Raw genomic sequence first — 25,962 nt, forward strand, 5'->3', positions numbered from 1 at the left:
GAGGTCACCGTGACTGTCACCTACAAGGAGCTCCCGGCCATCCCGGAGCTGATGACCGAGTACAAGTCCGCCGCCAAGGACCTCGTCCCTGGCGTGGGCACGAAGCGCTCGGCGAAGACCGACCCCGCCACCGGTTTCGAGGTCAAGGGCGTGAAGGTCAACGTGAAGCACCTCGGTGCCTACTGCGCGTCCACCGGACTGCGCCTGGCCAACGAGCTGCCCGCCACGTACCTTTACGTGCTCTCCTTCCCGCTGGCGATGAAGGTCATGACCACCCCGGACTACCCCTTCAACGCCGTCGGTGCGGTGCACCTCACCAACGTCATCGAGCAGACACGCCCGCTGACCGTGGACGACGAGTTCACCATCCGCACCCACGCGGAGAACCTGCGTCCGCACCGCAAGGGCCTGCTGATCGACATGGTCACCGAGGTCTTCGTCGGGGGCGAGGGTGAGGCCCCGGTCTGGACCCAGACCTCCGGCTTCCTCGCCAAGGGTGCGAAGCTCTCCGGCTCCGCCGACGCCGCGGTGAAGGCCCGCGAGGAGGATTCCGGCTCGCTGTTCGAGCGCCCGGAGATCCCCGCGGACCCGACGCCGTCCGCCACCCTCACCGCCACCGGCGAGTCAATCAAGGTCTACGCGGACGCTTCGGGCGACAAGAACCCGATCCACGTCTCCGGCCTCGGCGCGAAGGCCTTCGGCTTCCCGTCCACCATCGCCCACGGCATGTGGTCGGCCGCGTCCGTCCTCGCTTCCCTGGAGGGTGAGCTGCCCACCGGCGGTTCCCGCTTCTCCATCGAGTTCGCCAAGCCGGTCACGCTGCCGGCGAAGGTCGCCGAGTTCACCGCGAAGGACTCCTCCGGTGCCTGGGACGTCCAGCTGCGCAAGGCCTCCAAGCTGGAGACCCTGCACGCTGTCGCCCGCATCGAGGCGGTCTAGCAGGTCACCTCAGCATTACGCCACCTGTGGTCGGTGGGAACTACTACCCCACCACCACAGGTGGCGTTCTGCGTACACGATCAGGACGTTTTGGAATCTTCGATACAACGGGGACACCCGAAACGTCATGATTGAGTACGCCCGGCCGCAGGGCCGGGCGTGAACCTACGGTCGCTCGCCGGCCTCCGCGGCGTCCGCCGTAGCCGCCTCCGTCTCTGCCTCCTTCGCCGTGACGGTGATGATGTCGTCACCGGGAGCGGCGATGGGGGCGGCCATCCCCTCCACCGAGGCGAACTTCTTCGAGTTCACCACGACCACCGGGGTCAGCGGCGAGTAGCCGGCGGCCTCGATCTTCGCCCGGTCGAAGCGGATCAGCGGAGTTCCGGCGGCAACCTGCTGCTTCTTCTCGACGAGGTTCTCGAAGCCGTCGCCCTCCATCTTCACCGTGTCGATACCGATGTGGATGAGCAGCTCGATGCCCGAGTCCAGCCGCAGTCCGATCGCATGGCCGGTCTTCTGCACGGTGAGGACCTTCCCGTCTGCCGGGGCGAGCAGGGTGTCACCGGTCGGATCGATGCACACGCCACCGCCCAGGGCTCCGCTTGCAAAGGCCTCATCCGGGGTCTCGGACAACGGCAGAACCTTGCCCTCGACGGGCGCGGTGACGACGGTGACCGCACCGGGACGCAACGCGGGCTTGATGTGCGCGGTTCCGGCAGCGACGGCCGCCTCTTCGATCCGGGCGTCCTCTGCGGCGCTGGCGGCTTCACGCTCAGCGTCGAGCTGTTCCAGAACCTGCGCCTTTTCGTCCGCACCGCGGTAATCGAAGAAGACCACCAGCAGCATCGAGGTGACGAAAGCTGCGAGAATGCCCAGGGCGTAGCCGCCCCACGGATCCATCGCCGGGATTGTGAGCAGCGACGTGAACACGAACGCGTTGGCCTTGACGTCGAAGATGCCGATGACGATGCCGCCGACGAGACAGCCGGGCAGCAGACGGAAATAGGTCTTCTTGAAGCGCAGCAGCACACCGTAGAGCGAGGGTTCAGAGATGCCGCCGAGCAGGCCTGCCATCATGCCGCCGAGCGACACCTGCCGCATACTCCTGTTCTTCTCCTTGAGCGACACAAGGAAGACGCCGGTGACCACGCCGAAGCAGGCGAAGTTCCAGGCACCCATCGGGCCCTGGATGAAGTCGTAGCCGAGGGTGGCGAGGTTCTGCACCATGATCGCGTTGAGCGGCCAGTGCAGACCCAGCGGAACCAGGAAGGGGTAGAGCAGCGGGATGACGATCGCCAGGATGAACGGCGAGAGGTCGTTGGTCCACTCGAGGAAGTTGGAGATGCCGTTGCCGATACCGATACCGAACGGCCCCAGCAGGAAGGCGGTCAGCGGGATCATGATGAGCAGCGAGAAGAACGGGACGAAGACCATCTGCACCGCAGAGGGGATGATCTTCTTCAGCCCCTTCTCCACCCAGTACAGGCCGATGGCCGCGATAAGCGGAGGGAAGACCTGCGAGGAGTAGTCGTTGAGCACCAGCGGCAGACCGAAGATGTGGACGACATCCTCCGGCTCGCCCAAGGAAATGAACTCCGGGGTGAGCAGGGCGGCAGGGATAGCCGCACCCACCCACTCATTCGCGCCGAGCTTCCGGGCGGCGGTCGCACCGATCATGATCGGCAGGAAGTAGAACACCGACCGCCACATGGCGTGCAGCAGCACGTAGCCGTCCGGTTGGTCCGCCATGTCGGCGCGGAAGTCCTGCCAGCCGAAGGTGTCCGCCAGCACCAGCATGGTGATGATGAGGGACGCACCGAGCAGCGCCCACAGCACCGGGCGGAACGTGTCCGAGAGGAACTCGAAGCAGTAGTTGATCCAGTCGTACTTCCCCCGGACTCCCCCGTACTCCTTCTTCGCGGGGGTGGAGTCCGTATCCCCCATCCCCGGCTCCTTGACGATGGCGTTGTAGAACTCGGCGACGCCACCTCCCATCACCACCTGGACGCCGTCACCGCCCTGCGGCACGACACCGAGAACCTGCGGGGTGTTCTCCAGTGCGTCGAGATCGGCCTGTGACCGGTCATGGAGCTGGAATCTCAGTCTGGTCGCACAGTAGGTGAGGTTGGCGACGTTGTCCGCACCGCCCACCTCCCTGAGGATGCTCCGTGAAGTGTCTGTCGAGGAAGGCATCGCGGTCCTGGCCTTTCAGAAAGGGGGAGAGAATGTGGTTTCCTCAGCCACTGTAGGCCCGGCCACCCCCGGAAGGAATCCCCCACCACCTACCCCCGCCGCACCTGCCGGGAGCACGAGTGCCCCCGTTCCCGCCAGCACTCTGCCACACTCGGCACCATGGAACTCAAGGGAAAAAGCGCCGTCATCACCGGAGGTGGGGCCGGAATCGGCCGCGAGGTCGCCCGCCAGCTCATCGACAAGGGGGCGACTGTCCATGCCGTCGACCTGCACACCGATGCACTGGAAGCGTCCGACCACCTCATCCCTCACCAGCTGAACATCACCGACCGCGACGCCCTCAGTGCGCTCGCCGAACAGACCGGCCCGGTGGACGCGGTGGTGAATGTCGCCGGGATCGTCCAGGACTTCGTCGACATCGCCGACCTGGACCGGGAGACCTTCACCAGGGTCATGGACGTCAACTTCTGGGGCACGGTGAACACAGTCGAGGCATTCCTTCCCTGCCTACTCAGCCGACCGGAAGCCGCGGTCGTCAATGTCTCCAGCATGGGTGGTCTGGTCCCGGTCCCGGGACAGAGTGCCTACGGCGCCTCGAAGGCCGCGGTGAAACTGTTCACCGAAGGGCTACGCACCGAGCTGCGGAAGACAGACGTCAGCGTGTCCGTCGTGTTCCCCGGCGGGGTGAACACGGACATCACGGCGAACTCGGGGGTCGACGTAGACGGTGCCGATGATCCGGAAAAGCGTGCCAAGGCCGCGAAGTTCCTCACCTCACCGCAGGACGCGGCGTCGAAGATCGTGAAGGCGGTGGAGACCGGGAAGGCCCACGTCATCATCGGGAAGGACGCCCGGCTCATGGACACCCTGTCGCGGATCATGCCGGTGAAGACGGCGTCCGCGATGGCGGCGCTGATGGGCAGGCTCACGCCCTAGAAGCCCGAACCAGGGCACGCAAAAGCCCCCGTGGAGTGATCCACGGGGGCTTTCAGCAGTGTTCCGGAGCAACGGAACAGCGGCGCTGCGGCAGACTAGTTGCCGGCCAGCTTCTCGCGCAGAGCAGCGAGCTGCTCGTCGGAAGCCAGGGAGCCGGAGTCGGAGACAGCCTCGGCAGCGGGCGCCTCGGCGGCCTCATCGCTGGAGGAGGAGTAACCGGACTCGCCGGCCTCGGCAGCCTCGGCGGCCTGGGCGCGGTGACGCTCGATCTGGGCGGCGTGCAGCTTGTGACGACGCTCGGACTCGGCGTAGCGGGCCTCCCAGGCCTCGCGCTGGGCGTCGAAGCCCTCCATCCACTCGTTGGTCTCCGCGTCGAAGCCCTCCGGGAAGATGTAGTTGCCCTGCTCGTCGTAGGAGTCGGCCATACCGTACTTGGACGGGTCGAACTCCTCGGTGAAGTCCTCGTCAGCCTGCTTGAGGGACAGGGAGATCCGGCGACGCTCGAGGTCGATGTCGATGACCTTGACCATGAGGTCCTGGCCGACGGTGACGATCTGGTCCGGGACATCGATGTGGCGCTCGGCCAGCTCCGAGATGTGGACCAGGCCCTCGATGCCCTCCTCGACGCGGACGAAGGCGCCGAACGGGACGAGCTTGGTGACCTTGCCCGGGACGATCTGACCGATCGCGTGGGTCCGGGCGAAGACGCGCCACGGATCCTCCTGGGTGGCCTTCAGGGACAGGGACACGCGCTCGCGGTCCAGGTCGACGTCGAGAACCTCGACGGTGACCTCGTCACCCACGGCGACAACCTCGGACGGGTGGTCGATGTGCTTCCAGGACAGCTCGGAAACGTGAACCAGGCCGTCGACACCGCCGAGATCGACGAAGGCGCCGAAGTTGACGATGGAGGACACGACGCCCTTGCGGACCTGGCCCTTCTGGAGCTGGTGCAGGAACTCGGAGCGGACCTCGGACTGGGTCTGCTCGAGCCATGCACGGCGGGACAGGACAACGTTGTTGCGCTGCTTGTCCAGCTCGATGATCTTGGCCTCGAGCTCCTGGCCGATGTACGGCTGGAGGTCGCGGACACGACGCATCTCGACGAGGGAGGCGGGCAGGAAGCCGCGCAGGCCGATGTCGAGGATGAGGCCACCCTTGACGACCTCGATGACGGTACCGGTGACCGGCTCGTCCTTCTCCTTGAGCTCCTCGATGGTGCCCCAGGCACGCTCGTACTGGGCGCGCTTCTTGGAGAGGATCAGACGACCGTCCTTGTCCTCCTTGGTGAGGACGAGAGCGTCGACCTCGTCGCCGATCTCGACGACCTCGCCGGGATCGACGTCGTGCTTGATGGACAGCTCACGGGAGGGGATGACGCCCTCCGTCTTGTAGCCGATGTCCAGGAGAACCTCGTCGTGATCGACCTTGACGACGGTGCCCTCGACGATGTCGCCATCGTTGAAGTACTTGATGGTCTGGTCGATGGCGGCGAGGAAATCCTCAGCGGTGCCGATGTCGTTGATGGCAACCTGAGGAACGTTGTTGGTGGGCATAGGTGAAGGTGCTCCGAAACGGATAGTTATCGTTGTGGACAGGACTCCGCCGGTTCCACCGCACCGCATCACACGGTTGCACGACTTCCCCGACGTGGCTCCGCGTCCTCCAGGGTCGTGCTCAGAAGTTCATACAGAGGCGCGTAACGCTCAGTACCCTACACGAGGGCTCGCTAGCAGTGCAAACACCTCTTCCGCGTATTCCGTGGTACTTGCCGGGGAGAGCTTCTCGGCAGATACCTCACCCGCCCCACCGACCACTGACGCCACATCAACCGTCGGGCGGCGCAGCATCGCCTCACGGACTGCCACCGACAGCCACTCCCCGGCACCGGTGAACCCCAGGTGACGAAGCAACTGTGCTGCCGAATTCATCAGACCTGCCGGATTCGCCACCCCGGCCCCGGCGATGTCGGGGGCTGACCCGTGTGCGGCCTGGGCCATGGCGCGGCGTCCTCCGGCGTTGATGCTGCCGGCGGTGCCCAGCGAGCCGCCGAGAGCGGCGGTGAGGTCGGAGAGGATGTCACCGAACATGTTCTCGGCGACGATCGTGCGGTGGATGGACGGTCGGGTCACCAGGTCGGCGCACAGGGCGTCGATGTGGACCGGACGCAGCACCACTCCGGTGGACGCCGCAACGCTCTCCGCCTCCTCCAGGTACATCCCCGAGGTCCGGGTGAGCACATTCGACTTGTGAGCCACGGTGAGGACCCCACCACGGCCCAGAGCGACAGCTGCGGCGTACTCCGTGATCTGACGGATTTTCCGGCGGGTGAACACGCCCACGGCCAGGGCGACGTCCTCGGTGACGCGCAGGTCACCGGAACCGGCGTACATGTTCCGGTCGGCGTACATGCCCTCGGTGTTCTCCCGGACGACCACCACATCCAGCTCCGGGGTGACCGATCCCGGCAGTGCCTGCACCGGCCGGACATTGGCCCAGAGGTCGGCCGACAGCCGCAGCTCAGCGGAAGGATTGCGCTGCGCCCGGGCCTCGGGCGGGTAGGAGACATTGTCATGCGGTCCGAGGACCCAGCCGTCGAGACCCTGCACCGTCGTCGCGGTGGCGTCCGGGACGATCTGCCCGGTCGTGGCGTAGGCCTCCGCACCGAGCAGCAACGGCACCCAGTCGACGGTCACGGCGTCCGGCATGAGCGCCAGCTCGACCGCCCGCCTGGTCGGCGGGGTGATCTCGGGCCCGATCCCCTCCCCGTCCCAGTACCCCAGACGAACGGTCTGCGGAGTCACGGAGGGGACAGAGGACGCAGGCTGCGGTGTGAGGTCGGTCATTGTGGCCAGCATAGTGGTCGGGCTCCGGCGGAGGATACAATGGCCGGTACCATGACCCAGGTGAACGAGAGTAACGATCCGGGCGCGCACTCCGGTGCCCCGCAGCCCGCTTTCCCGCCCACTCCCCGCACCCCCGGGAACATCGCCTTCAATGCGGTACGCGGTGGCCTCATCGGCTCCGCCGAACTCGTCCCCGGCATCTCCGGCGGCACCGTCGCACTGGTGACCGGTGCCTACGAACGAGTCCTCTACAACGCCAACCGTCTGCTCGACGGCGTGAAGATCTGGCCGAAGGACCGGGCCGAAGGCATGCGCCGGATAAAGGCCGTCGACTGGACGATGCTGCTGCCCATGGGCATCGGGATGGTCCTCACGGTCTTCGCCCTGGCCGGCATCATCGGCGACGTCGTCGAGGACCATGAGGTCCCCTCCCGTGCCCTGTTCCTCGGCATGGTCACTGTCTCCCTCGCCGTTCCACTGCTGATGATCAACTGGACGGACCTGAGAAAACGTCTCCCGGTCGCGGTCCCCCTGTTCCTCATCGGCGCCGCCTTCACCTTCATCGCCACCGGCTTCTCCGCCTCCGACAACGACAACCCCGGCAAGCTGCTGGTGTTCATCGCCGCCGCCGTCGCCGTGTGTGCACTGATCCTGCCCGGAGTCTCAGGTTCCTTCTTCCTCTACGCGATCGGCATCTACACTGCCACACTGGACGCCGTCAGCGACCTCGACCTCGGCTATATCGCCGTCTTCGGCCTCGGCGCCCTCACCGGCCTCGTGCTGTTCGTCCGGGTCATGGAGACCCTGCTGACCCGCGCCCGCACCCTCACCCTGTTCACCATGACCGGCATGCTGCTCGGTTCACTGCGGGCCCTGTGGCCCTGGCAGGAGGGTGAGGAAGGCGAGACTGTCACTCTGCACGCCCCTGGGGAGCAGGCCGGCCTCGCCATCCTCCTCTTCCTCCTCGGCGCCGCCGTCGTCGGCGCAATGGTCGCCGTCGAGCAGGTCATGAAGCGTCGGCGCGAGGCCGCACAGGCCGGCCGGAGCACCGTCACTGAGGGGTGAACACGCGGTGACTCTCGCGTAACCTGTCGTCATGGTTCACTTGGCGACCGACACCTTCGCGGGGCAGGGCACCGAGCAGATCGCCCTGCTCCTGCTGGCGTTCGTCCTCAGCACCCTCATCGGGCTGGAACGACGCCTCCGCGGACGCAACGCCGGCCTGCGCACCCAGGCGATCGTCGGAACCGCCTCCGCACTGTTCGTGCTGGTGAGCAAGTACGGCTTCAGCGACGTCATCGGAGACCACGTCAGTTTCGACCCATCCCGCGTCGCCGCCGGCATCGTCTCGGGCATCAGCTTCCTCGGCGCCGGACTGATCCTCACCCGGCGCAACACCGTCCTCGGACTGACCACCGCCGCGAGCGTGTGGGAGACCGCGGCGATCGGTACCGCCGCCGGTGCCGGACTCTGGCTGCTCGCCCTGACCGTCACCGTGCTGCACTTCGTCATCACCTACGGCCTCCGGGCCCTGTCCCGCATCCTCCCCGGCGGCGACACCCGCGTCCAGATCAGCGTGGTCTACGACGACGGCCGTGGACTGCTGCGTGGCATTCTCACCACCATCACCGATCACGGCTGGTCGGTACAGGAGGCCGGCCAACGCACCGACCTCGACGACGACCGGACCGGTCTGCATCTGGGTCTCACCGGCCGTCACTCCCCCGATGACCTGGTCGCCTCCCTGTCCGGCATGCCCGGGGTGCAGTCGGTCCGTGTCCTCACCGAGGAAGACGACGACTGAGCCGAAAACCGGCCCGTCGCCGGATCAGTGCCCCGCGGTGTCCCAGTCGGACCCGACGCCGGTGGAGACGTCCAGCGGCACCCGCAGGTCCGCGGCGCCGTCCATCTGTTCACGCAGGATCTCCGTGACCACGTCCTGCTCCCCGTCCACGACCTCGACGACGAGTTCGTCATGGACCTGCAGCAGGACGCGGGACGCCAGGTCCCGGCGCGTGAACTCCGCGTCCACCCGCAGCATGGCCCGCTTGATGATGTCCGCGGCCGTGCCCTGGATCGGCGCATTGAGTGCGGCACGACCGGCGGCCTCGGCGGCGACCCGGTTCGAGGAGTTCAGCTCCGGCAGGTAGCGGCGACGTCCGTAGAGCGTCTCGGTGTACCCGGTCTCCTTGGCGTGGGCGACCACCTCGTCGAGATAGCGCTTCACCCCGCCGAAGCGCTCGAAGTAGTTGTCCATGATCTGCTTCGCCTCGCCGGCGGAGATCCGCAGCTGCTGGGACAGGCCGAAGGCGCTGAGTCCGTACACCAGGCCGTAACTCATCGCCTTGACCCGCCGACGCAGTTCCGGGGTGACATGCTCGACCGGCACATCGAAGACCTTCGAGCCGACGTAGTTGTGCAGGTCCTCCCCCGCCCGGTACGCCTCGATGAGGCCCGGGTCCTGGGACAGGTGCGCCATGACGCGCATCTCGATCTGCGAGTAGTCGGCGGTGATGAGGGTGGCGTAGCCGGTACCGACACGGAAGGCCCCGCGGATGCGGCGTCCGGCCTCGGTCCGCACCGGGATGTTCTGCAGGTTCGGGTCTGACGAGGACAGGCGTCCGGTGGCCGCACCGCGCTGGTTGAAGGTGGTGTGGATGCGTCCGTCGTCGGCGACGGCCTCGATGAGCCCGTCGATGGTGGACTTCATCTTCTGGTACTCACGGTGCGCCATGAGGTGTCCGAGGAAGGGGTGCGGGTGGGACGCGGCGAGCTTCTCGAGTTCGCCGGCGGCCGTGGAGTACCCGGTCTTCGTCTTCTTCGTCTTCGGCAGTTCCAGGGTCTCGAAGAGGACCTTCTGCAGCTGCTTCGGACTCGACAGGTTCAGTGTGTCGTCACCGGCGATGGTGCGGGCCTCGGCGATCTCGGCCTCGATCTGCACGCCGTACTCGTCGGAGAGGTCCCGCAGGGACGCCGCGTCCACCGAGATACCGGTCGCCTCCATCTTCGCCAGCACGGTGGCCAACGGCACCTCCAGGTCGAGGTAGAGCTCCATGGCACCGATCTCCGCCAGTTCGGGGGTCAGCGCCGCGACGAGTTCGGCGGTCGCCTGGGCACACACCGCACCCGGCGCGTCTGCGGTGATCTCGTGGCCGACGTGACGTTGCACGACGTCGGCGAGGTCTCCGGTCCGCAGGTCAGGCCGCAGCAGGTAGGCGGCCAGGGCCGTATCCTGCTCCACCCCGGCGAGCACCAGGCCGGAACCGTTGAGCTTGTGCCACTCCGCCTTGGCGTCATGGACCCACTTCGGCGCACCCCGGTCAGCCAGCCAGGCCCGCAGGGTGGCTTCGTCGGCGGGGTCCTGGTCGGTGAGGTCGATGTCCACGGCATGCAGCGCACCGTCCTCTCCCACCACGGGGTCGAGCAGGGCGATCCGGTCGGCGCGTCCTCCCGCAGGCGTCCCCACACCTGTGACGGTGACGGCGAGCGGACGGTGCACCGCAGCATCCCCCGCGGGACGGTTCACCTTCCACCCGGCGTGCTTCGTCAACCAGGTGGTGAGCTTTCCGGTGGCCGGCGCATCCATGGTCAGGGCGGCGGCCTCGCCGTCCTCGAACTCCACACCGAAGGTCCGGAAGGCGCGGTTGCGCAGCGTCGTACCGAACTGGAGGGCCTCGAACATGTCGAGGGACGCTGTGGGGTCCGGCGTACCGGGCGTCAGTGCCTCGAGCTGACCTGCCTCCCCGAGGTCGAGGTCGCGGACCATCTCGGTGATGTTGCGGGCCAGCAGGACGTCGGCGAGGTGGTCGCGCAGGTTCTGGCCGACCTTGCCGCCGATTTCGTCCTTGTGCTCGACGACGCCCTCGAGACTGCCGTAGCCGGTGATCCACTTCTGCGCGGTCTTCGGGCCCACGCCGGGCACACCGGGCATGTTGTCGGAGGTGTCTCCGCGCAGCGCGGCGAGATCGGGGTACTGCGTCGGGGTGACGCCGTACTTCTCCTCCACCCGCGCCGGGGTGAACCGGTCGAGCTCGGAGACCCCCTTGAGGGTGTAGAGCACGGTGACGTCCTCGGTGACGAGCTGGAAGCTGTCCCGGTCGCCGGTGCAGATCAGCACCCGCATCCCGGCCGCCGCCCCGCGCGTGGCGAGCGTGGCGATGATGTCGTCTGCCTCGTAGGCCTCCTTGGTCAGCGTGGTGACGCCGAGGGCCTGCAGGGTCTCCTGGATGAGCTCCACCTGGCCGTGGAACTCCGGCGGAGTAGAGGGACGCTGTGCCTTGTACTCCGGGAAGGTCTCCGAGCGAAACGTCGGGCCCGAGAGGTCGAAGGCGGTGGCGATGTGGGTGGGATGTTCGTTCTCGACGAGACCGAGAAGCATCCCGAGAAAACCGTAGACCGCATTGGTGTGCTGGCCGCCGGTCGTCGAGAAGTTCTGTGCGGGCAGTGCGTAGAAGGCCCGGAACGCCAGGGAATGGCCGTCCAGGAGCAGCAGGGTGGGGCGTCCGGAAGCGGTCGAGGGGGCGGCGTCAGTCATGGAACCTTCCTGCATGCGGGCATGTCGGGGTAGGAGTGGGCGACAGAATGTGGTCTTCATTACCCCGGCAATCACGTCGCCGGGGTGTCTGCGGGTTATCCTAGTCGCCATGACTGACCAGACTTCGAGGGCCGGTGGCCCCCGGCAGACGAATGTCGTCGGCATCCAGAACAAGCTGCCGCCACGTCGCCGGTCCGTGGACACCCGGCGGGAGATCCTCCTCTCGGCTCGCAAGGTGTTCTCTGAGCGCCCCTACGCGGAGGTCTCCCTCAAGGAGATCGCCGCGGATGTCGGGGTGAGCGCTCCGCTCATCATCAAGTACTTCGGCACCAAGGAGAATCTCTTCGAGTCCCAGCTGGACTTCTCCGCGACGGCGGACCGCCTCAACGAGGTCCCCTTCGGTGAGCTCGGCCAGCACCTCACACGCATCGCGGTGACGTCCCCGGCGGATTCCCCGAACTCGATCGTGCACCGGCTCGCCGATTCCGGCGGTAACCGCCACATCGTCGACGCCATCGGTCGGGTCTACCGTGAGCAGGTCGTCGACTGGCTGGTGAAGAAGATCCAGGAGGAATCCCCCAGTCCGGACGCCGAGTCCGCGGATTCCGGGATGGACGCCGAGACCCGCGCCGAAGCCGCGATGTCCATGCTCGCCGGGCTGTCGCTGATGCGCCGCCTGGTGACCGAGGACTTTTTCGTGTCCGACCGGGTCGACGCCTTCGTCGACTACTACGGTTCCGTGATCCAGGGGGCGCTGAACGGCGAGGCCGGTTCTGTCCAGTAGGATCAACCGCTGTCGCTGACGGCGGCATCCCCCGGTAGCCCAATTGGCAGAGGCAACGGATTCAAAACCCGTTCAGTGTCGGTTCGAGTCCGACCCGGGGGACCACATCAGTCCACCTCAGACCTCCTCGTCGGAGGTCTCCACACTCGTACCGTCATCCATCGTCCGGTCTCCGAGCAGACCGTCCGGGTCGATGACACCGATCCGGTGACCGTCCTCCCGGATACGCCGCAGCCCCTCCAGCACCATGGCGCGGCCGAAGCCGTCGACATCGGTGACCCGGCGCATGTCGACCACCACCCGGTTCGTCTTCAGTTCATGACCGGCGACGGTGGCCAGGAAGTCCTCTGCCCCGGCGAATCCCAGACCGCCCTGCAGCCGGATGACGGTACCCAGCCCGCGCTGCCGGATACTGCGCACCGCCGAGCCCCGGGCCGGCACCGCGGACATCAGGTGCAGCCCCATGTCCTCCGACATCCTCCGGAAGATCTCCGTGCCGCGGACGCTGTTGCCCGAGGCATCCAACCGGGGCGAGAAGGTGGCGATGCCGAGCTGCCCGGGCAGGGTGCCCATCAGACCCCCGGCGACGCCGGACTTGGCGGGGATACCGACACCGGCCATCCACTTCCCTGCCCCGTCGTACATACCCGCCGACGCCATCACGGCCTGCACCTGCCGGCACACCCGCGGGTCGAGCACCTGCTCACCGGTGACCGGCTGGCGTCCTCCCAGGGCCAGTGTCGCGCCCATGACCGCCAGGTCCTTCACCGTGACGAGGATCGAGCACTGGCGGATGTAGCCGGTGACGGCGTCCTGCGCGGAATCCCCGATGACCCCGTAACTGCGCAGCATGTGCGCCAGGGCGAGGTTGCGGTCGGCGGTCGCCAGCTCGGAACCGGTGACGCGCTCGTCGATGCGCAGTTCCCTGCCGGCCAGGCGGGAGAAGTAGTCCAGCAGCACCTCGACGCGGGCCGCCACGGAGGAATCCTCACCGTTGATGAGCTGGTTCACCGCAATCGCACCGGCGTTGATCATGGGGTTGACCGGTCGGTGCGTCCCGCCGTCGAGGGAGAGTTCGTTGAAGGCCTCACCGGAGGGCTCCATGCCGACCGTGGAGAGGACCTTCTCGACCCCCACCTCCTGCAACGCCACCGCATAGGCGAAAGGCTTGGAGATCGACTGGATGGTGAACTCCCGCTCGTCGTCTGCGTGCGGACCGCCGGCACTGTAGACCCGCCCCGCCGAGGTGCAGAGGGCAACCGCCAGGGGTTCCGGGTCGGCGGCTGCGAGTTCGGGGATGTAGTCGGCGACGGCGCCGTCATCGTGCGGGCGGACGTCGTCGAGGATGTCGTCGAGGTAACTTCTCAGCGGGATCTCCATGGTGACCGAGGGTACCGACCCCCGCGTCCCCTAAGATCAGGGCCATGACAACCCCCACAAGCTCCCGACGGAGTCGTGCGGGGCGGAGGAGACACCGACCCACCAGATCGGTCATCGCGGCGGTCGCCCTGACGGCGTCCGTCGCAGGTCTCACCGCCTGCGTGACCAACACGGAGTCCGCGAACCCCGACGGCTGGGTGGACACCCTGCCCGACCCGGTGCCCGAACTCCAGGCCCTGCTGCCCGACCAGTACCGCGACGGCGGCACCCTGCGGGCCAGCACGAATCCGACCTTCCCGCCGAACCAGTTCAAGGACCCGGACGGCAACATCATCGGTTTCGAGGTCGACCTGGTCAACGCCACCGCCGCACTGCTGGGCCTCGACGTGACCTTCCGTCAGCAGGACTTCAACCTCATCCTCCCGTCTATCGACGGCGGCACCGTGGACATCGGTGTCTCCGGCTTCTCGGACACCGAGGAACGGCAGAAGAACTACGACTTCGTCGACTTCTACACCTCCGGCATCTCCTGGGCGACGACCCCGGGTAAGACCGTCGATCCGCAGGACGCCTGCGGGCTCACCGTCGCGGTGCAGAAGGGCACCTACTCCGACACCGACGATGTGCAGGTCAAGGCCGACGAATGTGCGGCGGAAGGCAAACCTGAGCTGACGAAACTGGTCTACGAGTCGGCGAATGCGGCGTCCACCGCCACCGCGCTGGGCAGGGCGGACGCGATGAGCTCGGACTCGGCGGTCACCGACTACGCCATCCAGCGTTCCGAGGGCAAGCTCATCCCCGCCGGTGACGCCTTCGACACGACCCCCTTCGGCTGGGCCTTCGCCAAGAACTCGGAACTCGTCCCGGTCTTCGCCGCGGCCCTCCAGTACCTCATGGACTCGGGTGACTACGAGGACATCCTCAACCCGTGGGGTCTGACCGACGGGATGATCGACACCGCCACCGTGAACACCAAGGAGATTGAGCAGTGAGTACACCTGACACCCGCCCCGCCGGGTCCCGTCCGGTCGACAACGAGGTCGTCCCGCTGCGTCATCCGGGGCGCATCGTCGCCGCGGTGATCCTGCTGGCGCTCGCGGCCTGGTTCATCATCGGCGCCCTGACCAAGGACGCCTACGGCTGGGACACCTACGTCGACTACCTCTTCGACAGCCGGATCGCCGAAGCGGCACTGCACACCCTCGCCCTCACCGTGCTGGCCATGGCGATAGGCATCATCCTCGGTGCGGTCATGGCTGTACTGCGGATGTCGCCGAACCCGGTGATGCGCGGTTTCTCCTGGGTCTACCTCTGGATTTTCCGCGGGACGCCGGTCTACGTCCAGCTGGTGTTCTGGGGTCTGCTCGGGTCGATCTACCACAGCATCAGCGTCGGGTTCGCCGAGGTGAGCGTCGAGGGCTTCCTGAAGAACTTCTTCGTCCTCGCCTTCGTCGGTCTGGGACTCAACGAGTCCGCCTACATGGCCGAGATCGTCCGCGCCGGCCTGCAGTCCGTTCCCGAAGGGCAGACCGAGGCCTCGAAGGCCCTGGGCATGACCTGGTGGCAGACCATGCGCCGCACGGTGCTGCCCCAGGCGATGCGGATCATCATCCCGCCGACAGGCAATGAGCTGATCAGCATGCTGAAGACCACCTCGCTGGTCATCGCGGTGCCCTACGCCGGGGAGATCTACGGCCGGTCCACCGACATCGCCTACGCCATGTTCGACCCGGTGCCGATGCTGCTCGTCGCGGCGACCTGGTACCTGGCGATCACCTCGATCCTCATGGTCGGCCAGCACTACCTGGAGAAGTACTACTCCCGCGGTTCCTCTCGCACGCTGACCAGCCGTCAGCTCGCCGCCATGACAGACGCCGAGGGCATCCCCCCGGCCAACGTGAAGATCGTGGGCCCCGGCACCCCGGGCGTCTCCGACGATGACAAGAAGGGAAACCGCTGATGAGCAACACAGACACCCCGATGATCGCCTTCCGTGACGTCTGGAAGCGCTTCGGTTCCCTCGATGTGCTCAAGGGCATCGACTTCGACGTGCCCGCCGGATCGGTGACCTGCCTCATCGGCCCGTCCGGTTCGGGCAAGTCCACCCTGCTGCGGTGCGTGAACCACCTGGAGCAGATCGACGCCGGACGCATCGAGGTCGAGGGCGACCTCATCGGCTACCGGGAGAAGGACGGTCGGCTCCACGAGATCTCCGAGCGGGACGCCGCGAAGCAGCGCGCCGATATCGGCATGGTCTTCCAGTCCTTCAACCTCTTCCCCCACCGCACCGTGCTGGCCAACATCACCGAGGCCCCGGTGAAGGTCAAGGGTGAGTCGAGGGCGGAGGCGGAGGCCTACGCCCGCGAGCTGCTGGACCAGGTCGGTCTGGCAGACAAGGCGGACGCCTGGCCGGTCCAGCTCTCCGGTGGTCAGCAGCAGCGTGTGGCGATCGCCCGTGCACTGGCGATGCGTCCGAAGCTCATGCTCTTCGACGAGCCGACGTCCGCGCTGGACCCGGAGCTGGTCGGCGAGGTGCTGGCCGTCATGCGCCGGCTGGCCGATGACGGCATGACGATGCTCGTGGTCACCCACGAGATGGGCTTCGCCCGGGAGGTCGCCGACCAGGTGGCCTTCATGGCCGACGGCCGCATCGTGGAGCACGGTCCGGGTCGCGAGGTCATCAGCAACCCGAAGGAGGAGCGCACCCGGGCATTCCTGTCGAGCATCCTCGACTGATCGTCGGCTGTTACCGGGCCACGGACTACGGCGGGGTCCCCGGATCGCCCATCACGTCATGACAACCGCCCCCGTGTCATGAGAAAATCGCGGTTCACCTGGATGAACCGCGATTTTCTCATGACGCCGGGTCTGAACTCATGACGCCGACAACCGGTGTGCGGGGATGCGGTACCTGCTGAGTCCGGTTCTACGACCGGTTACGGCCGCACGTCGACGTGCCAGGGCACCCGGGGCTTACCCGGGTCATCGAGGATCTCCTGGTACAACGCCTCGGAGGGCTGCTTCTCGCGCTCGGTGAGCACCTCCGACAGGCGCATGGACAGTCCACTGATGCTGCCCTTGTGCTCCTTGACGTCGATGACCAGGGCAGCGGGTTCAGGGGCGTCCTGGGTGAGGTCCACGAAACCGTAGTCCTTCCACACCTCTTCCAGACTGGGATCTGTGGCGATGTCAGTGCGGACGTCCAGGTGCGCGGTGAGGACATCGGTGTTGACGGCGAGAAGTTGGCGGAAGTCTTCACTGATCTCCGAGCGCTGCTCCGGAGTCGCGAGGATGCTGAACACGATCTGTGGCATGAGACCCAGTAAAGCACCCCCTCACCTATGCCTGCCAGAAGCACCCGGAACATCGAAGGGTTACCCTGTACGTGTGATTGGTCACTCCCCGATGAACCCGGCACCCGTCCCACCGCTCACCACGCTGCCCGACGGCACGATCAAGCAGGTCAACCCGTTCTCGGGCACCGAGGTCTGGACCGTGCCCGGTCGCGCACACCGCCCGGTCCCCCACCACGGTCCGGCGGCGTTCGCCATCACGGAGGACAACCGGGACACGCAGACCGACTTCGGCATCGGCAACAAGCTGAAGACCACGCCGGAGAAGGCCCGCCTGGTCATCGACGACAACGGCGAACCCCGCATCCTCCGCGGCCTCACGGTCTCGCAACTGGAGCAGACCGACCCGTTGTTCCGGCGCGTGGCCAACCTCTACGAGATCCTCACCTACAACTACTGGACGGTGAACTACGGCCACCGGATGGACGCCACCGCCGCCCGCCACATGGCCGAGTACCTCGCCGAGGACGCCGGGGTGGAGCACATCGCCGGCCTGCTGCGCACCAAGATGGAGCGCGCCGGAGTCCCCGCGGAGGAGATCGACGACGCTTTCAGCGACGAGAAGACGTTCCAGACCGTCCACGAGAAGGGCGGCGCCTTCTTCGGCGGTGGCCACGACGTGATCCTCGCCCGCGACCACTACATCCCGGGCGCCACCAGCAGTGACCAGCTCTGCGGTTCCGGTGACCTCGGCTGGGAGACCCACCGCCTTTACATCGCCTTCACGGTGGACGCCATGGACCGGCTCTACCGCGCCAACCCCTACGTCCGCTACGTCGCGGCCTTCCAGAACTGGCTGGCACCGGCGGGTGCGAGCGTGGAGCACCTGCACAAGCAGCTCGTCGCCATCGACGAGCACGGCCTGCAGAACGAGACGGAGATCGCCCAGGTCCGCAGTAACCCGAACATGTACAACGAGTGGGCGGTGGACTACGCCGGCCACCACAACCTCATCTTCGCGGAGAACGACCACGCCATCGCCTTCGCCGGTTTCGGCCACCGTGGTCCGACGCTGGAGGTCTTCTCCAAGTCGGCGACCACCGAGCCGTGGCTGATGAAGGACGAGGAGCGCGACGCCGTCTCCGACCTGGTCCACGCCTGCCATGTCGCCGCCGGGACAGAGACACCGTCCAACGAGGAGTGGCTGCACCGCCCGCTGGACGTCGACGTGCCCATGCCGTGGCGCATCGTCATCAAGTGGCGCACCTCCACCCTGGCCGGCTTCGAGGGCGGCACAAAGATCTTCATCAACACGATCTCCCCGAAGGCGCTCAAGGAGCAGGTCCTGGCTGCGCTGCTCACCGCCCGGGAGGAGGGACGCCTCGCCCCGGACCTCCGGCTGGGCAATGAGTGCGTCTTCCAGCGCAACACGTTGAAGTACAACCCGGCCGTGCGCTGACCCGGGGATAGAGTGGAGGCCATGAGCACCCTCCCCGATATCGCCGAGTTCATCGCCGATCCCGGCGTCGACCAGTCCTGGACGGACAGTTTCTACACCTGGATGCACGAGCATCCTGAACTGTCCGAGCAGGAGGAGCAGACCGCGAAGCACATCCTGTCCCGTCTGGCGACGATGGACTGCGAGGTCACCCATGACATCGGTGGTCACGGCATCACCGCCGTCTGGCGCAACGGCGAGGGCCCCACGGTGCTCTACCGGGCGGACTTCGACGCCCTGCCCGTCACCGAGACCACCGGGGCGTCCTACGCCTCGAAGAAGCCGGGAGTGATGCACGCCTGCGGGCATGATGTCCACACCACGGGCCTGATGGCCGCCTGTGAGATCCTCGATGCCCGCCGGGACGTCTGGTCCGGCACCTTCATCGCCCTGTTCCAGCCGGCCGAGGAGGTCACCCGGGGTGCCTCGTCGATGATCGACGACGGTCTGGCCGAGAAGATCCCCGCCCCGGATGTCTGCCTCGGCGCGCACGTCTACCCCGGTCCTTCGGGCACGGTGTACTCGGCTGCCGGACCCGTGATGGCGGCCTGCGACACGATCACGGTCACCCTCCACGGCATCTCGGCGCACGCCTCCTCCCCGCACAACTCGATCGACCCGACGTATCTCGCGGCGATGATCGTGGTACGACTGCAGGGTATCGTCGGCCGCGAGATCGCCGCAGAGGACTTCGGCGTGGTCTCCGTGGGGACGCTGAGCTCCGGCCACACGAACAACACCATCCCCGACGTAGCCACCCTGGTACTCAACTGCCGGTTCTACGACACGAAGGTCCGCGACCGGACCTACGCCGCCATCGAGCGCATCGTCCAGGCCGAGTGCGTGGCCTCCGGCACACCGGCCCCGGCAGACATCGTCTACTCTGCCCACGGCGAACTCACCGACAATGACGCCGAGGTCCATGACGCGGTCCGCCCCGTGCTGGACGCCGTCTTCGGCGAGGATTCCGCCGATGCACCCCGCTGGACCGCCTCCGAGGACTTCTCGGAGATCCCCCGGCACTTCGGAGTGCCCTATGAGTTCCTGCTCGTCGGCTGCACCGACCGCGCCGTCTGGGACGCCGCGGTGGAGGCCGACCGGGTCAACCAGGATGTCCCCACCAACCACTCCGGCAATTTCCTGCCGACGAAGGAGTCGGTGCGCACCACCGCGGACGCCGCCACCGCCGCGCTGCTGGCCTACCTCTGGAGGGAGTGAGCGGGAGCCTCGGCACCGAGGAACTCCTCCCACTCCGGCCACTGGCGCAGCGCCTGCGCCACGCCGGTGTACATGGAGCTGCGCAGCACCCGGATGTCCCGCTCGGTGGAGCTCACCAGGCGGGTGGCGTCCTCCGGGAAGACCAGCACGGCCTTCCCCCGCGCCTCCAGCTCGTAGAGCCGCTCCATCGTCGCGTTGTACCGCTCGTGGCGGGTCACCATCGCGTCCGCCAGGCCGGGCCAGCGGCGCAGGAAGGTCTTCGTCAGCCGTGGCCGGGAGATCCCGTCCTTGAAGTAGCCGCGGGGCTGGGTGAGCACGGCGAAGAACCGGTCGTAGCCGTCGGCCTCTGCCGCGTCCAGCGGCACGCCGCCGGACGATCCGAAGGCACCGTCGGCATAGGGCGCCCCGTCGATCCGCGGTACCGGCATCGCGAACGGGATGGTCGAGGACGCCCGCACCCGGATCAGCAGATCCGAGGCCTCGGTGATGTCCTCTCGCCCCCAGTAGACGCCCTCGCCGGTGTCCGCCCTGGTCGCACCGATCCGGAACTGCGTCGGAGAGTCCGTCACCAGACCGAAGTCATAGGGTCGCGGCAGATCCAGCCCCGGTGCGCGGCCGTAGATGTACTCGGCGTTGAAGAAGCCCCGCCCCCGCAGCAGGTGGCTCCAGCCCCCGAACTCCGGTTCCAGGACGAAGTCCACGAAATTCCGCCGCAGCCGGTCCCGCTCCCCTGTCAGGTAACTGACCAGGTGGCTCGCGCCGGCGGAGATGCCGCCAACCCAGCCGAACTGCACCCCGTGTGACATGAGCACATCGACTATTCCGGCGGAGTACGCCGCCCGCATTCCACCTCCCTCGAGGAGGAGTGCTGTCTCGTGTGCTGTGGTGACCGGGGAACTGGCCATGGAACTCCTGCCTGTGGGCTACTTGTCCGCCGGGGGCACGGTGAGGTCCTCACCGAGCAGGTGGACGTGGATCATGTTGGTGTTGCCCTCCACTCCGGGAGGCGAACCTGCGGCGATGACCACCAGGTCATCGGGACCGAAGTCGTCCTCGGCGAGCAGCAGGCGGTCAACCTCCTGCATGATCTCGTCGGTGGTGTGCACCTGCTCGGTGAGGAAGGTCCGCGCACCCCAGGTCAGGGCGAGCTGGTTGCGCACCGCCTCGGAGGGGGTGAACACCAGCAGCGGCAGCGGCGAGCGGAGCCGGGCGATGCGGCGGGCCGTGTCACCGGAGGCGGTGAAGGCGATCAGTGCGCGGGCGTTGAGCCGCTCACCGACATCCTTGGCGGCGTAGCTGATCACGCCACGCTTGGTGCGCGGCGAGTGGCTCAGCGGCGGCACCTCACCGTCGATCTCGGCGGCGAGCACGATGCGGGCCATGGTCTTCACGGTCCCGACCGGGTACTTGCCCACGGAGGTCTCACCGGAGAGCATGACGGCGTCCGCACCGTCGAGCACGGCGTTGGCGACGTCGGAGGCCTCCGCACGGGTCGGCCGGGAGTTCTCGATCATCGAGTCCAGCATCTGGGTGGCGACGATGACCGGCTTGGCGTTCTCACGGGCGATCTGGATGGCCCGCTTCTGCACCAGCGGCACCTCCTCCAGCGGCACCTCGACACCGAGGTCACCACGGGCGACCATGACGGCGTCAAAGGCCAGGATGATCGGCTCAAGGGCGTCGACCGCCTCGGGCTTCTCCAGCTTCGCGATGACCGGGACGCGGCGTCCTTCCTCGTCCATGATCTCGTGGACGAGTTCGACGTCGGCCGGGGACCGGACGAAGGACAGGGCAATGACGTCGGCGCCCATCTTCAGGGCGAAGCGCAGGTCGTCGATGTCCTTCTCGGACAGGGCCGGCACGGAGATGTCCATGCCGGGCAGGGAGACGCCCTTGTTGTTGGAGACCGGGCCACCTTCGGTGACCTCGCAGATCACGTCGTTGCCCTCGACGGACGTGCAGACCAGGCCGACCTTGCCGTCGTCGACGAGCAGGCGGTCGCCGGGCTTGGCGTCCCGCGCGAGCTGCTTGTAGGTCGTCGAGACGCGGTCGTGGGTGCCGGGCACGTCGTCGACGGTGATGCGGATCTCCTCACCGTCGGCCCAGTAGGTCTTCTCCTCGACGAACCGGCCGAGCCGGATCTTCGGGCCCTGCAGGTCGGCGAGGACGCCGACCGGCTTGCCGGTGGCCTCGGAGGCCGCCCGCACCCACTCGTAGTTCTGCTGGTGGTCCGCGTGCTCGCCGTGGGAGAAATTCAGGCGGGCCACGTTCATCCCGGCGTCCACGAGCTCCCGGATCTTGTCCTGGGAGGCCACTGCGGGGCCGAGGGTGCATACGATCTTGGTTCGTCTACTCACGGTTCCCGAGGATAGCCCTGCACCCTGGTGGACGCTACTGAGGGGCGGACTCCGTACCGTCCTGTGCGCCGTCGGCCAGACTCTTTTCAGCGTCCGCCCCGGCATTCGTCTCAGCGGCTGCGTCGCGGTCCTCCTCCGGCTCCCCCACCGGACGCCCCGCGTTGACCTCGGAGGGGTCCTCCCTGGTCCGCTTCCGCGTGGCGATGAACAGTGCCACCGCACAGATGAAGACCACACCGGAGGTCACCGAGTTGATACGCACGTCACCGAAGACGGTGGTCGCCTCATCGGTGCGCAGCAGCTCGATGAAGAACCGGCCGAAGGTGTAGCCGGCGACGTAGAGCATGAACACCCGGCCACCGCCGAGGCGGAACCGGCGGTCGGCCCAGACCAGCAGTGCGACGATGAGCAGGTTCCACAGCAGCTCGTAGAGGAAGGTCGGCTGGACGGTCTGCAGAACGAACCCGTCGGAGACGCCGTCCATGTTGCTGATGTTGCCGTTCTCATCGACCCGTCGGTAGATCTCCAGCGCCCAGGGCGCGTCGGAATCTCCGCCGTAGAGCTCCTGGTTGAACCAGTTGCCCAGTCGACCGATGGCCTGGGCGAACAGGATCGGTGGGGCGACGGCGTCCGCGAAGGGCGCCAGCGGCAGCTTCTTGTATCGCAGGACACCCCACACGGCCAGCCCACCGAAAACGACGGCACCCCAGATGCCGAGGCCACCGTTGGTGATGTTCAGGGCGTCCGTCCACTCCTTCCCCTCACCGAAGTACTTGTCGTGGTCGGTGATGACGTGGTAGACGCGACCACCGATGATGCCGGCGGGGACCGCGGCGATCGCGCAGTCGATGACGGTGTTACCGTCACCACCCCGGGCGACGTAGCGGCGCACCGTCCACCACACGGCGACGACGATGCCGACGAGGATGCACAGTGCGTAGGCCCGCAGAGTGATCGGCCCGAGGTGCCAGACGCCCTGGGGCGGCGACGGGATGGACGCGAGGTTCGTGACGGTCATCGATGTCACCGCCGGACGCCGTCGTGCAGGTCGGCGGCCAGCGCGTCAAGGGCATCGACCCCCTGACCGGCGGCGGTGATCAGTGCCGAACCGACGATGACGCCGTCGGCGTAGTCGGCGATGGCGGCAGCCTGGTCGCCGCTCTTCACGCCGAGACCCACGGCGACGGGCAGGTCGGTGGCCGAGCGGACCCGGTCCACCACACCACGGGCGTCGGTGGAGACGTCCTCCTGGGCGCCGGTGACGCCCATGTGCGACTGGGCGTAGATGAATCCACCACCGGCGCGCACGGTCATGTCGAGACGCTCGGGGGTCGTCGAGGGTGCCACGAGGTAGACATTGTCCAGGCCGTTGGCAGCACAGGCGGCGTTCCAGCGCTCCGACTCCTCCGGCAGCAGGTCCGGGATGATCGAGCCGAGGCCGCCGGCGGCGGCGAGCTCCTCGGCGAACGTCTCCGGACCGTACTGCAGGATCGGATTCCAGTAGCTCATGATCACGGCGTTGCTGCCGGCGGCGACGACTGCCTCGACGGCGGCGAAGGTGTCGTGGACGCGGAAACCGTTGGACAGTGCCTCGGTGCCGGCGGCCTGGATCGTCGGGCCGTCCATCATCGGGTCACTGAACGGGATACCGACCTCGACAAGGTCCGCGTGACGGGCCAGGGTGGACAGGTTCTCCAGGGCACCGCCCACCGTGGGATAGCCGGCCGGGAGATAGCCGACGAAGGCGGCACGACCTTCGGCGCGCGCCGAGGTGAAGATGTCGGACAGGGCGGTCATCGGGCGTTCTCCTCAGAATCGGCAGGGCGCATGTTGAACCACGTCGCGGCGGTGTCGACGTCCTTGTCACCACGGCCGGAGACGTTGACGATGAACACCGGCTCCCTGCCGTCGGCGGTGGTACGGGTGCCGTCGGTGTACTCGGCGGCGATCTTCACCGCCAGAGCGACGGCATGCGCGGACTCGATCGCCGGGATGATGCCCTCGGTACGGGTCAGCAGCCGGAACGCGTCCATCGCCTCGGTGTCGGTGACCGGCAGATACTCCGCCCGGCCGATGTTCGCGAGGAAGGAGTGCTCCGGACCGACGCCCGGGTAGTCCAGACCGGCGGAGATCGAGTGGGACTCGATGATCTGGCCGTCCTCGTTCTGCATCAGGGCGGCGAAAGAGCCCTGGAAGACACCCTCGGACCCGACGGTGATCGGGGCGGCGTGACGACCGGTCTCCACACCGTCACCGCCGGCCTCGGCGCCGAGCAGGGCGACGGATTCGTCGTCGATGAAGCGGTGGAAGAGACCGATGGCGTTCGAGCCGCCACCGACGCAGGCCAGCACGGCGTCCGGCAGGCGTCCCTCGGCGGCGAGGATCTGCTCACGGGCCTCGACACCGATGACGCGCTGCAGGTCACGGACCATCTCCGGGAAGGGGTGCGGGCCGGCGGCGGTACCGAAGGCGTAGTAGGTGTCCTCGGCGTGGGAGACCCAGAAACGCATGGCCTCGTTGATGGCGTCCTTCAGCGTCGCGGACCCCGCGGTGACCTCGACGACCTCCGCGCCGAGCAGTCGCATCCGGGCGATGTTGAGGGCCTGACGCTTCGCGTCGACCTCGCCCATGTAGATCCGGCAGTTCAGCCCCAACAGGGCACACGCGGTGGCCGTGGCGACACCGTGCTGGCCGGCACCGGTCTCGGCGATGACGTTGTCCTTGCCCATCCGCTTGGCGAGCAGGACCTGGCCCAGGACGTTGTTGATCTTGTGCGAGCCGGTGTGATTCAGGTCCTCGCGCTTGAAGTAGACCTTCGCCCCTACGGCTTTCGAGAAGTTCGGGCCGTAGTACAGCGGGGACGGCCGACCGGTGTAGTTCCGGTGCAGGTCGTCGAGGGTCTCCAGGAAGTTCGGGTCGACCCGGGCCTTACCCCAGGCGTCCTCGATCTCGGTGACGACGGCCATGAGGGCCTCGGGGATGTAGCGCCCGCCGTAGTCCCCCCAGTGGCCGCGCTCGTCGGCGTCATGGGCGGTGGGGGTCGCGATGACCTCACCGGCAGTGGGGAGACCCAGGGGGTTCTTCGCGGATTCAGTACTGGGAGTGCTCACGGGGTCCGACTGTACCCTGCGACACCCACGTGCCTTCTGTCAGGCGCGCGGGAACGCAGGGTGCTGGCCGGCGGCCACCAGCGACCGGCAGGCCTGGCCCGGGTTCGGAGAGGTGACCAGACCTTCGCCGACGAGGATGGCGTCCGCCCCGCCCGCGGCATAGGTCTGCAGATCGGTCTTGGACTTCACACCGGACTCGGCGACCTTCACGATCCCTTCGGGGATGACCGGGGCGATCCTGCTGAACACGCCCGTGTCGACCTCGAGGGTCTTGAGGTTGCGGGCGTTGACGCCGATGACCTTCGCGCCCACGGCGACGGCCCGCTCCGCCTCCTCGACGGTGTGGACCTCGACCAGGGCGGTCATGCCCAGGGATTCGGTGCGGTCCAGCAGAGCGGCGAGCTGGTCCTGTTCCAGGGCGGCGACGATGAGCAGGATGACGTCCGCACCGTGCGCCCTGGCCTCATGGATCTGGTACGGGGTGGTGGTGAAGTCCTTGCGCAGCAGGGGGATGTTCACATTGGCGCGGACCTTGTCGAAGTCCGCCAGGGACCCGTGGAACCGTCGCTGCTCGGTGAGGCAGCTGATCACCGCGGCACCGTTGGCCTCGTAGGCCTTGGCCAGCACCTCCGGCTCCGGGATCTCCGCCAGATGCCCCTTCGAAGGGCTCGCGCGCTTGACCTCGGCGATGACACTGACGGAGGGGGCGGAGAGGGCGGCGAGGGCGTCCAGGGGAGCCGGGGCGTCCAGGGCACGGGCCTTGATCTCGGAGAGGGGGACCTCGGCCTCGCGGCGGGCGGTGTCCTCCAGGACACCGGCAATGATCTCGTCGAGCACAGTCATGGCGTTATCGTAACCGCCCGTGACGCCCGCC

General features: G+C 67.3%; 22 protein-coding genes and 1 tRNA gene. 11 read left to right on the forward strand and 12 right to left on the reverse strand.

Going from position 1 to position 25,962, the window contains the following annotated elements; genetic code table 11:
• The first annotated feature begins 9 nt into the window (after positions 1–9).
• Positions 10–939, forward strand: a complete 930-nt coding sequence (locus CVA01_RS04500; RefSeq protein WP_174775603.1) for a MaoC/PaaZ C-terminal domain-containing protein — start codon at positions 10–12, stop codon at positions 937–939.
• Positions 940–1,104: 165 nt separating this feature from the next.
• Here the strand turns inward: CVA01_RS04500 and CVA01_RS04505 are convergent, their stop codons facing one another.
• The gene (locus tag CVA01_RS04505; RefSeq protein ID WP_141328967.1) at positions 1,105–3,132 is read right to left on the reverse strand and encodes a glucose PTS transporter subunit IIA; all 2,028 of its coding nucleotides are present in this window, start codon (positions 3,130–3,132) and stop codon (positions 1,105–1,107) included.
• Positions 3,133–3,291: 159 nt separating this feature from the next.
• Between CVA01_RS04505 and CVA01_RS04510 the strand changes: the two genes are divergently transcribed.
• Positions 3,292–4,068, forward strand: a complete 777-nt coding sequence (locus tag CVA01_RS04510) for an SDR family NAD(P)-dependent oxidoreductase (RefSeq protein ID WP_141328969.1) — start codon at positions 3,292–3,294, stop codon at positions 4,066–4,068.
• A gap of 95 nt (positions 4,069–4,163) precedes the next feature.
• On the opposite strand, the gene rpsA is transcribed toward CVA01_RS04510, so the two are convergent.
• Both rpsA and CVA01_RS04520 read right to left on the reverse strand, forming a co-directional pair.
• On the reverse strand, positions 4,164–5,624 hold the full coding sequence (rpsA, locus tag CVA01_RS04515; RefSeq protein WP_014009771.1) for a 30S ribosomal protein S1: 1,461 nt from the start codon (positions 5,622–5,624) through the stop codon (positions 4,164–4,166).
• 150 nt (positions 5,625–5,774) lie between these two features.
• Positions 5,775–6,914, reverse strand: a complete 1,140-nt coding sequence (locus CVA01_RS04520) for an isocitrate/isopropylmalate family dehydrogenase (protein WP_244938151.1) — start codon at positions 6,912–6,914, stop codon at positions 5,775–5,777.
• A gap of 51 nt (positions 6,915–6,965) precedes the next feature.
• On the opposite strand from CVA01_RS04520, the gene CVA01_RS04525 reads away from it, so the two are divergent.
• Entirely contained in the window at positions 6,966–7,979 is a 1,014-nt protein-coding gene (locus CVA01_RS04525; RefSeq protein ID WP_170209699.1) for a DUF368 domain-containing protein, read from the forward strand.
• A 31-nt stretch (positions 7,980–8,010) separates the two neighbouring features.
• Positions 8,011–8,718: an MgtC/SapB family protein gene (locus CVA01_RS04530; protein WP_141328973.1), complete on the forward strand. Its 708-nt coding sequence runs from the start codon at positions 8,011–8,013 to the stop codon at positions 8,716–8,718.
• 24 nt (positions 8,719–8,742) lie between these two features.
• Here the strand turns inward: CVA01_RS04530 and polA are convergent, their stop codons facing one another.
• Positions 8,743–11,448: a DNA polymerase I gene (polA, locus tag CVA01_RS04535; protein ID WP_141328975.1), complete on the reverse strand. Its 2,706-nt coding sequence runs from the start codon at positions 11,446–11,448 to the stop codon at positions 8,743–8,745.
• A gap of 109 nt (positions 11,449–11,557) precedes the next feature.
• Between polA and CVA01_RS04540 the strand changes: the two genes are divergently transcribed.
• Both CVA01_RS04540 and CVA01_RS04545 read left to right on the forward strand, forming a co-directional pair.
• Complete coding sequence (locus CVA01_RS04540; RefSeq protein ID WP_244938152.1) at positions 11,558–12,232, forward strand: TetR/AcrR family transcriptional regulator; 675 nt, start codon at positions 11,558–11,560, stop codon at positions 12,230–12,232.
• Between the two features lie 28 nt (positions 12,233–12,260).
• Positions 12,261–12,337: transfer RNA gene (locus CVA01_RS04545), tRNA-Leu, on the forward strand.
• A gap of 12 nt (positions 12,338–12,349) precedes the next feature.
• On the opposite strand, the gene CVA01_RS04550 is transcribed toward CVA01_RS04545, so the two are convergent.
• Positions 12,350–13,612, reverse strand: a complete 1,263-nt coding sequence (locus tag CVA01_RS04550) for a glutaminase (protein ID WP_141328980.1) — start codon at positions 13,610–13,612, stop codon at positions 12,350–12,352.
• Between the two features lie 44 nt (positions 13,613–13,656).
• Here CVA01_RS04550 and CVA01_RS04555 point away from each other — a divergent pair, with 44 nt between their 5' ends.
• Genes CVA01_RS04555 through ehuA form a run of 3 tightly spaced genes read left to right on the forward strand, consistent with a single transcriptional unit; the run spans position 13,657 to position 16,348 of the window.
• Positions 13,657–14,604: an ABC transporter substrate-binding protein gene (locus CVA01_RS04555; protein WP_014009764.1), complete on the forward strand. Its 948-nt coding sequence runs from the start codon at positions 13,657–13,659 to the stop codon at positions 14,602–14,604.
• Complete coding sequence (locus CVA01_RS04560) at positions 14,601–15,572, forward strand: amino acid ABC transporter permease (RefSeq protein ID WP_141328982.1); 972 nt, start codon at positions 14,601–14,603, stop codon at positions 15,570–15,572. The genes CVA01_RS04555 and CVA01_RS04560 overlap by 4 nt, the downstream gene beginning before the upstream one ends.
• A complete protein-coding gene (ehuA, locus tag CVA01_RS04565; protein ID WP_280528062.1) occupies positions 15,572–16,348 on the forward strand; it encodes an ectoine/hydroxyectoine ABC transporter ATP-binding protein EhuA in 777 nt (258 codons plus the stop codon). Before CVA01_RS04560 ends, ehuA begins: the two co-directional genes overlap by 1 nt.
• A gap of 200 nt (positions 16,349–16,548) precedes the next feature.
• Here the strand turns inward: ehuA and CVA01_RS04570 are convergent, their stop codons facing one another.
• Positions 16,549–16,926 carry a hypothetical protein gene (locus tag CVA01_RS04570; RefSeq protein ID WP_141328984.1) on the reverse strand — a complete coding sequence of 126 codons (378 nt, stop codon included), beginning with the start codon at positions 16,924–16,926 and terminating at the stop codon, positions 16,549–16,551.
• 73 nt (positions 16,927–16,999) lie between these two features.
• On the opposite strand from CVA01_RS04570, the gene CVA01_RS04575 reads away from it, so the two are divergent.
• Both CVA01_RS04575 and CVA01_RS04580 read left to right on the forward strand, forming a co-directional pair.
• Complete coding sequence (locus tag CVA01_RS04575; protein ID WP_141328986.1) at positions 17,000–18,364, forward strand: DUF4921 family protein; 1,365 nt, start codon at positions 17,000–17,002, stop codon at positions 18,362–18,364.
• Between the two features lie 21 nt (positions 18,365–18,385).
• Positions 18,386–19,621 carry an amidohydrolase gene (locus tag CVA01_RS04580; protein ID WP_141328988.1) on the forward strand — a complete coding sequence of 412 codons (1,236 nt, stop codon included), beginning with the start codon at positions 18,386–18,388 and terminating at the stop codon, positions 19,619–19,621.
• Here the strand turns inward: CVA01_RS04580 and CVA01_RS04585 are convergent.
• Genes CVA01_RS04585 through trpC form a run of 6 tightly spaced genes read right to left on the reverse strand, consistent with a single transcriptional unit; the run spans position 19,603 to position 25,931 of the window.
• The gene (locus tag CVA01_RS04585) at positions 19,603–20,526 is read right to left on the reverse strand and encodes a patatin-like phospholipase family protein (RefSeq protein WP_141328990.1); all 924 of its coding nucleotides are present in this window, start codon (positions 20,524–20,526) and stop codon (positions 19,603–19,605) included. The two genes, CVA01_RS04580 and CVA01_RS04585, sit on opposite strands and share 19 nt — an antisense overlap.
• Before the next feature lie 18 nt (positions 20,527–20,544).
• A complete protein-coding gene (pyk, locus tag CVA01_RS04590; protein WP_014009757.1) occupies positions 20,545–21,978 on the reverse strand; it encodes a pyruvate kinase in 1,434 nt (477 codons plus the stop codon).
• A 34-nt stretch (positions 21,979–22,012) separates the two neighbouring features.
• A complete protein-coding gene (gene lgt / locus CVA01_RS04595) occupies positions 22,013–22,996 on the reverse strand; it encodes a prolipoprotein diacylglyceryl transferase (RefSeq protein WP_141328992.1) in 984 nt (327 codons plus the stop codon).
• A gap of 5 nt (positions 22,997–23,001) precedes the next feature.
• Positions 23,002–23,775: a tryptophan synthase subunit alpha gene (gene trpA / locus CVA01_RS04600; protein WP_141328994.1), complete on the reverse strand. Its 774-nt coding sequence runs from the start codon at positions 23,773–23,775 to the stop codon at positions 23,002–23,004.
• Positions 23,772–25,088 (reverse strand): tryptophan synthase subunit beta, encoded by a 1,317-nt coding sequence (trpB, locus tag CVA01_RS04605; protein WP_014009754.1) that lies wholly within the window; start codon positions 25,086–25,088, stop codon positions 23,772–23,774. The genes trpA and trpB overlap by 4 nt, the downstream gene beginning before the upstream one ends.
• A 39-nt stretch (positions 25,089–25,127) precedes the next feature.
• Positions 25,128–25,931 carry an indole-3-glycerol phosphate synthase TrpC gene (gene trpC / locus CVA01_RS04610; protein ID WP_041630519.1) on the reverse strand — a complete coding sequence of 268 codons (804 nt, stop codon included), beginning with the start codon at positions 25,929–25,931 and terminating at the stop codon, positions 25,128–25,130.
• Between the last annotated feature and the right edge of the window lie 31 nt (positions 25,932–25,962).

Source organism: Corynebacterium variabile (genome assembly GCF_006539825.1).
GTDB classification, from domain to species: Bacteria; Actinomycetota; Actinomycetes; order Mycobacteriales; family Mycobacteriaceae; genus Corynebacterium; species Corynebacterium variabile.

Bases quoted from the DNA above. Each gene is read 5' to 3' on its own strand.
- CVA01_RS04585 (WP_141328990.1), bottom strand. From the start codon at position 20,526: ATGGCCAGTTCCCCGGTCACCACAGCACACGAGACAGCACTCCTCCTC.
- CVA01_RS04540 (WP_244938152.1), top strand. From the start codon at position 11,558: ATGACTGACCAGACTTCGAGGGCCGGTGGCCCCCGGCAGACGAATGTC.
- CVA01_RS04550 (WP_141328980.1), bottom strand. From the start codon at position 13,612: ATGGAGATCCCGCTGAGAAGTTACCTCGACGACATCCTCGACGACGTC.
- CVA01_RS04510 (WP_141328969.1), top strand. From the start codon at position 3,292: ATGGAACTCAAGGGAAAAAGCGCCGTCATCACCGGAGGTGGGGCCGGA.
- CVA01_RS04525 (WP_170209699.1), top strand. From the start codon at position 6,966: ATGACCCAGGTGAACGAGAGTAACGATCCGGGCGCGCACTCCGGTGCC.
- CVA01_RS04555 (WP_014009764.1), top strand. From the start codon at position 13,657: ATGACAACCCCCACAAGCTCCCGACGGAGTCGTGCGGGGCGGAGGAGA.
- CVA01_RS04530 (WP_141328973.1), top strand. From the start codon at position 8,011: ATGGTTCACTTGGCGACCGACACCTTCGCGGGGCAGGGCACCGAGCAG.
- CVA01_RS04520 (WP_244938151.1), bottom strand. From the start codon at position 6,914: ATGACCGACCTCACACCGCAGCCTGCGTCCTCTGTCCCCTCCGTGACT.
- CVA01_RS04580 (WP_141328988.1), top strand. From the start codon at position 18,386: ATGAGCACCCTCCCCGATATCGCCGAGTTCATCGCCGATCCCGGCGTC.
- rpsA (WP_014009771.1), bottom strand. From the start codon at position 5,624: ATGCCCACCAACAACGTTCCTCAGGTTGCCATCAACGACATCGGCACC.
- trpC (WP_041630519.1), bottom strand. From the start codon at position 25,931: ATGACTGTGCTCGACGAGATCATTGCCGGTGTCCTGGAGGACACCGCC.
- polA (WP_141328975.1), bottom strand. From the start codon at position 11,448: ATGACTGACGCCGCCCCCTCGACCGCTTCCGGACGCCCCACCCTGCTG.
- trpA (WP_141328994.1), bottom strand. From the start codon at position 23,775: ATGACCGCCCTGTCCGACATCTTCACCTCGGCGCGCGCCGAAGGTCGT.
- CVA01_RS04570 (WP_141328984.1), bottom strand. From the start codon at position 16,926: ATGCCACAGATCGTGTTCAGCATCCTCGCGACTCCGGAGCAGCGCTCG.
- CVA01_RS04505 (WP_141328967.1), bottom strand. From the start codon at position 3,132: ATGCCTTCCTCGACAGACACTTCACGGAGCATCCTCAGGGAGGTGGGC.
- lgt (WP_141328992.1), bottom strand. From the start codon at position 22,996: ATGACCGTCACGAACCTCGCGTCCATCCCGTCGCCGCCCCAGGGCGTC.
- ehuA (WP_280528062.1), top strand. From the start codon at position 15,572: ATGAGCAACACAGACACCCCGATGATCGCCTTCCGTGACGTCTGGAAG.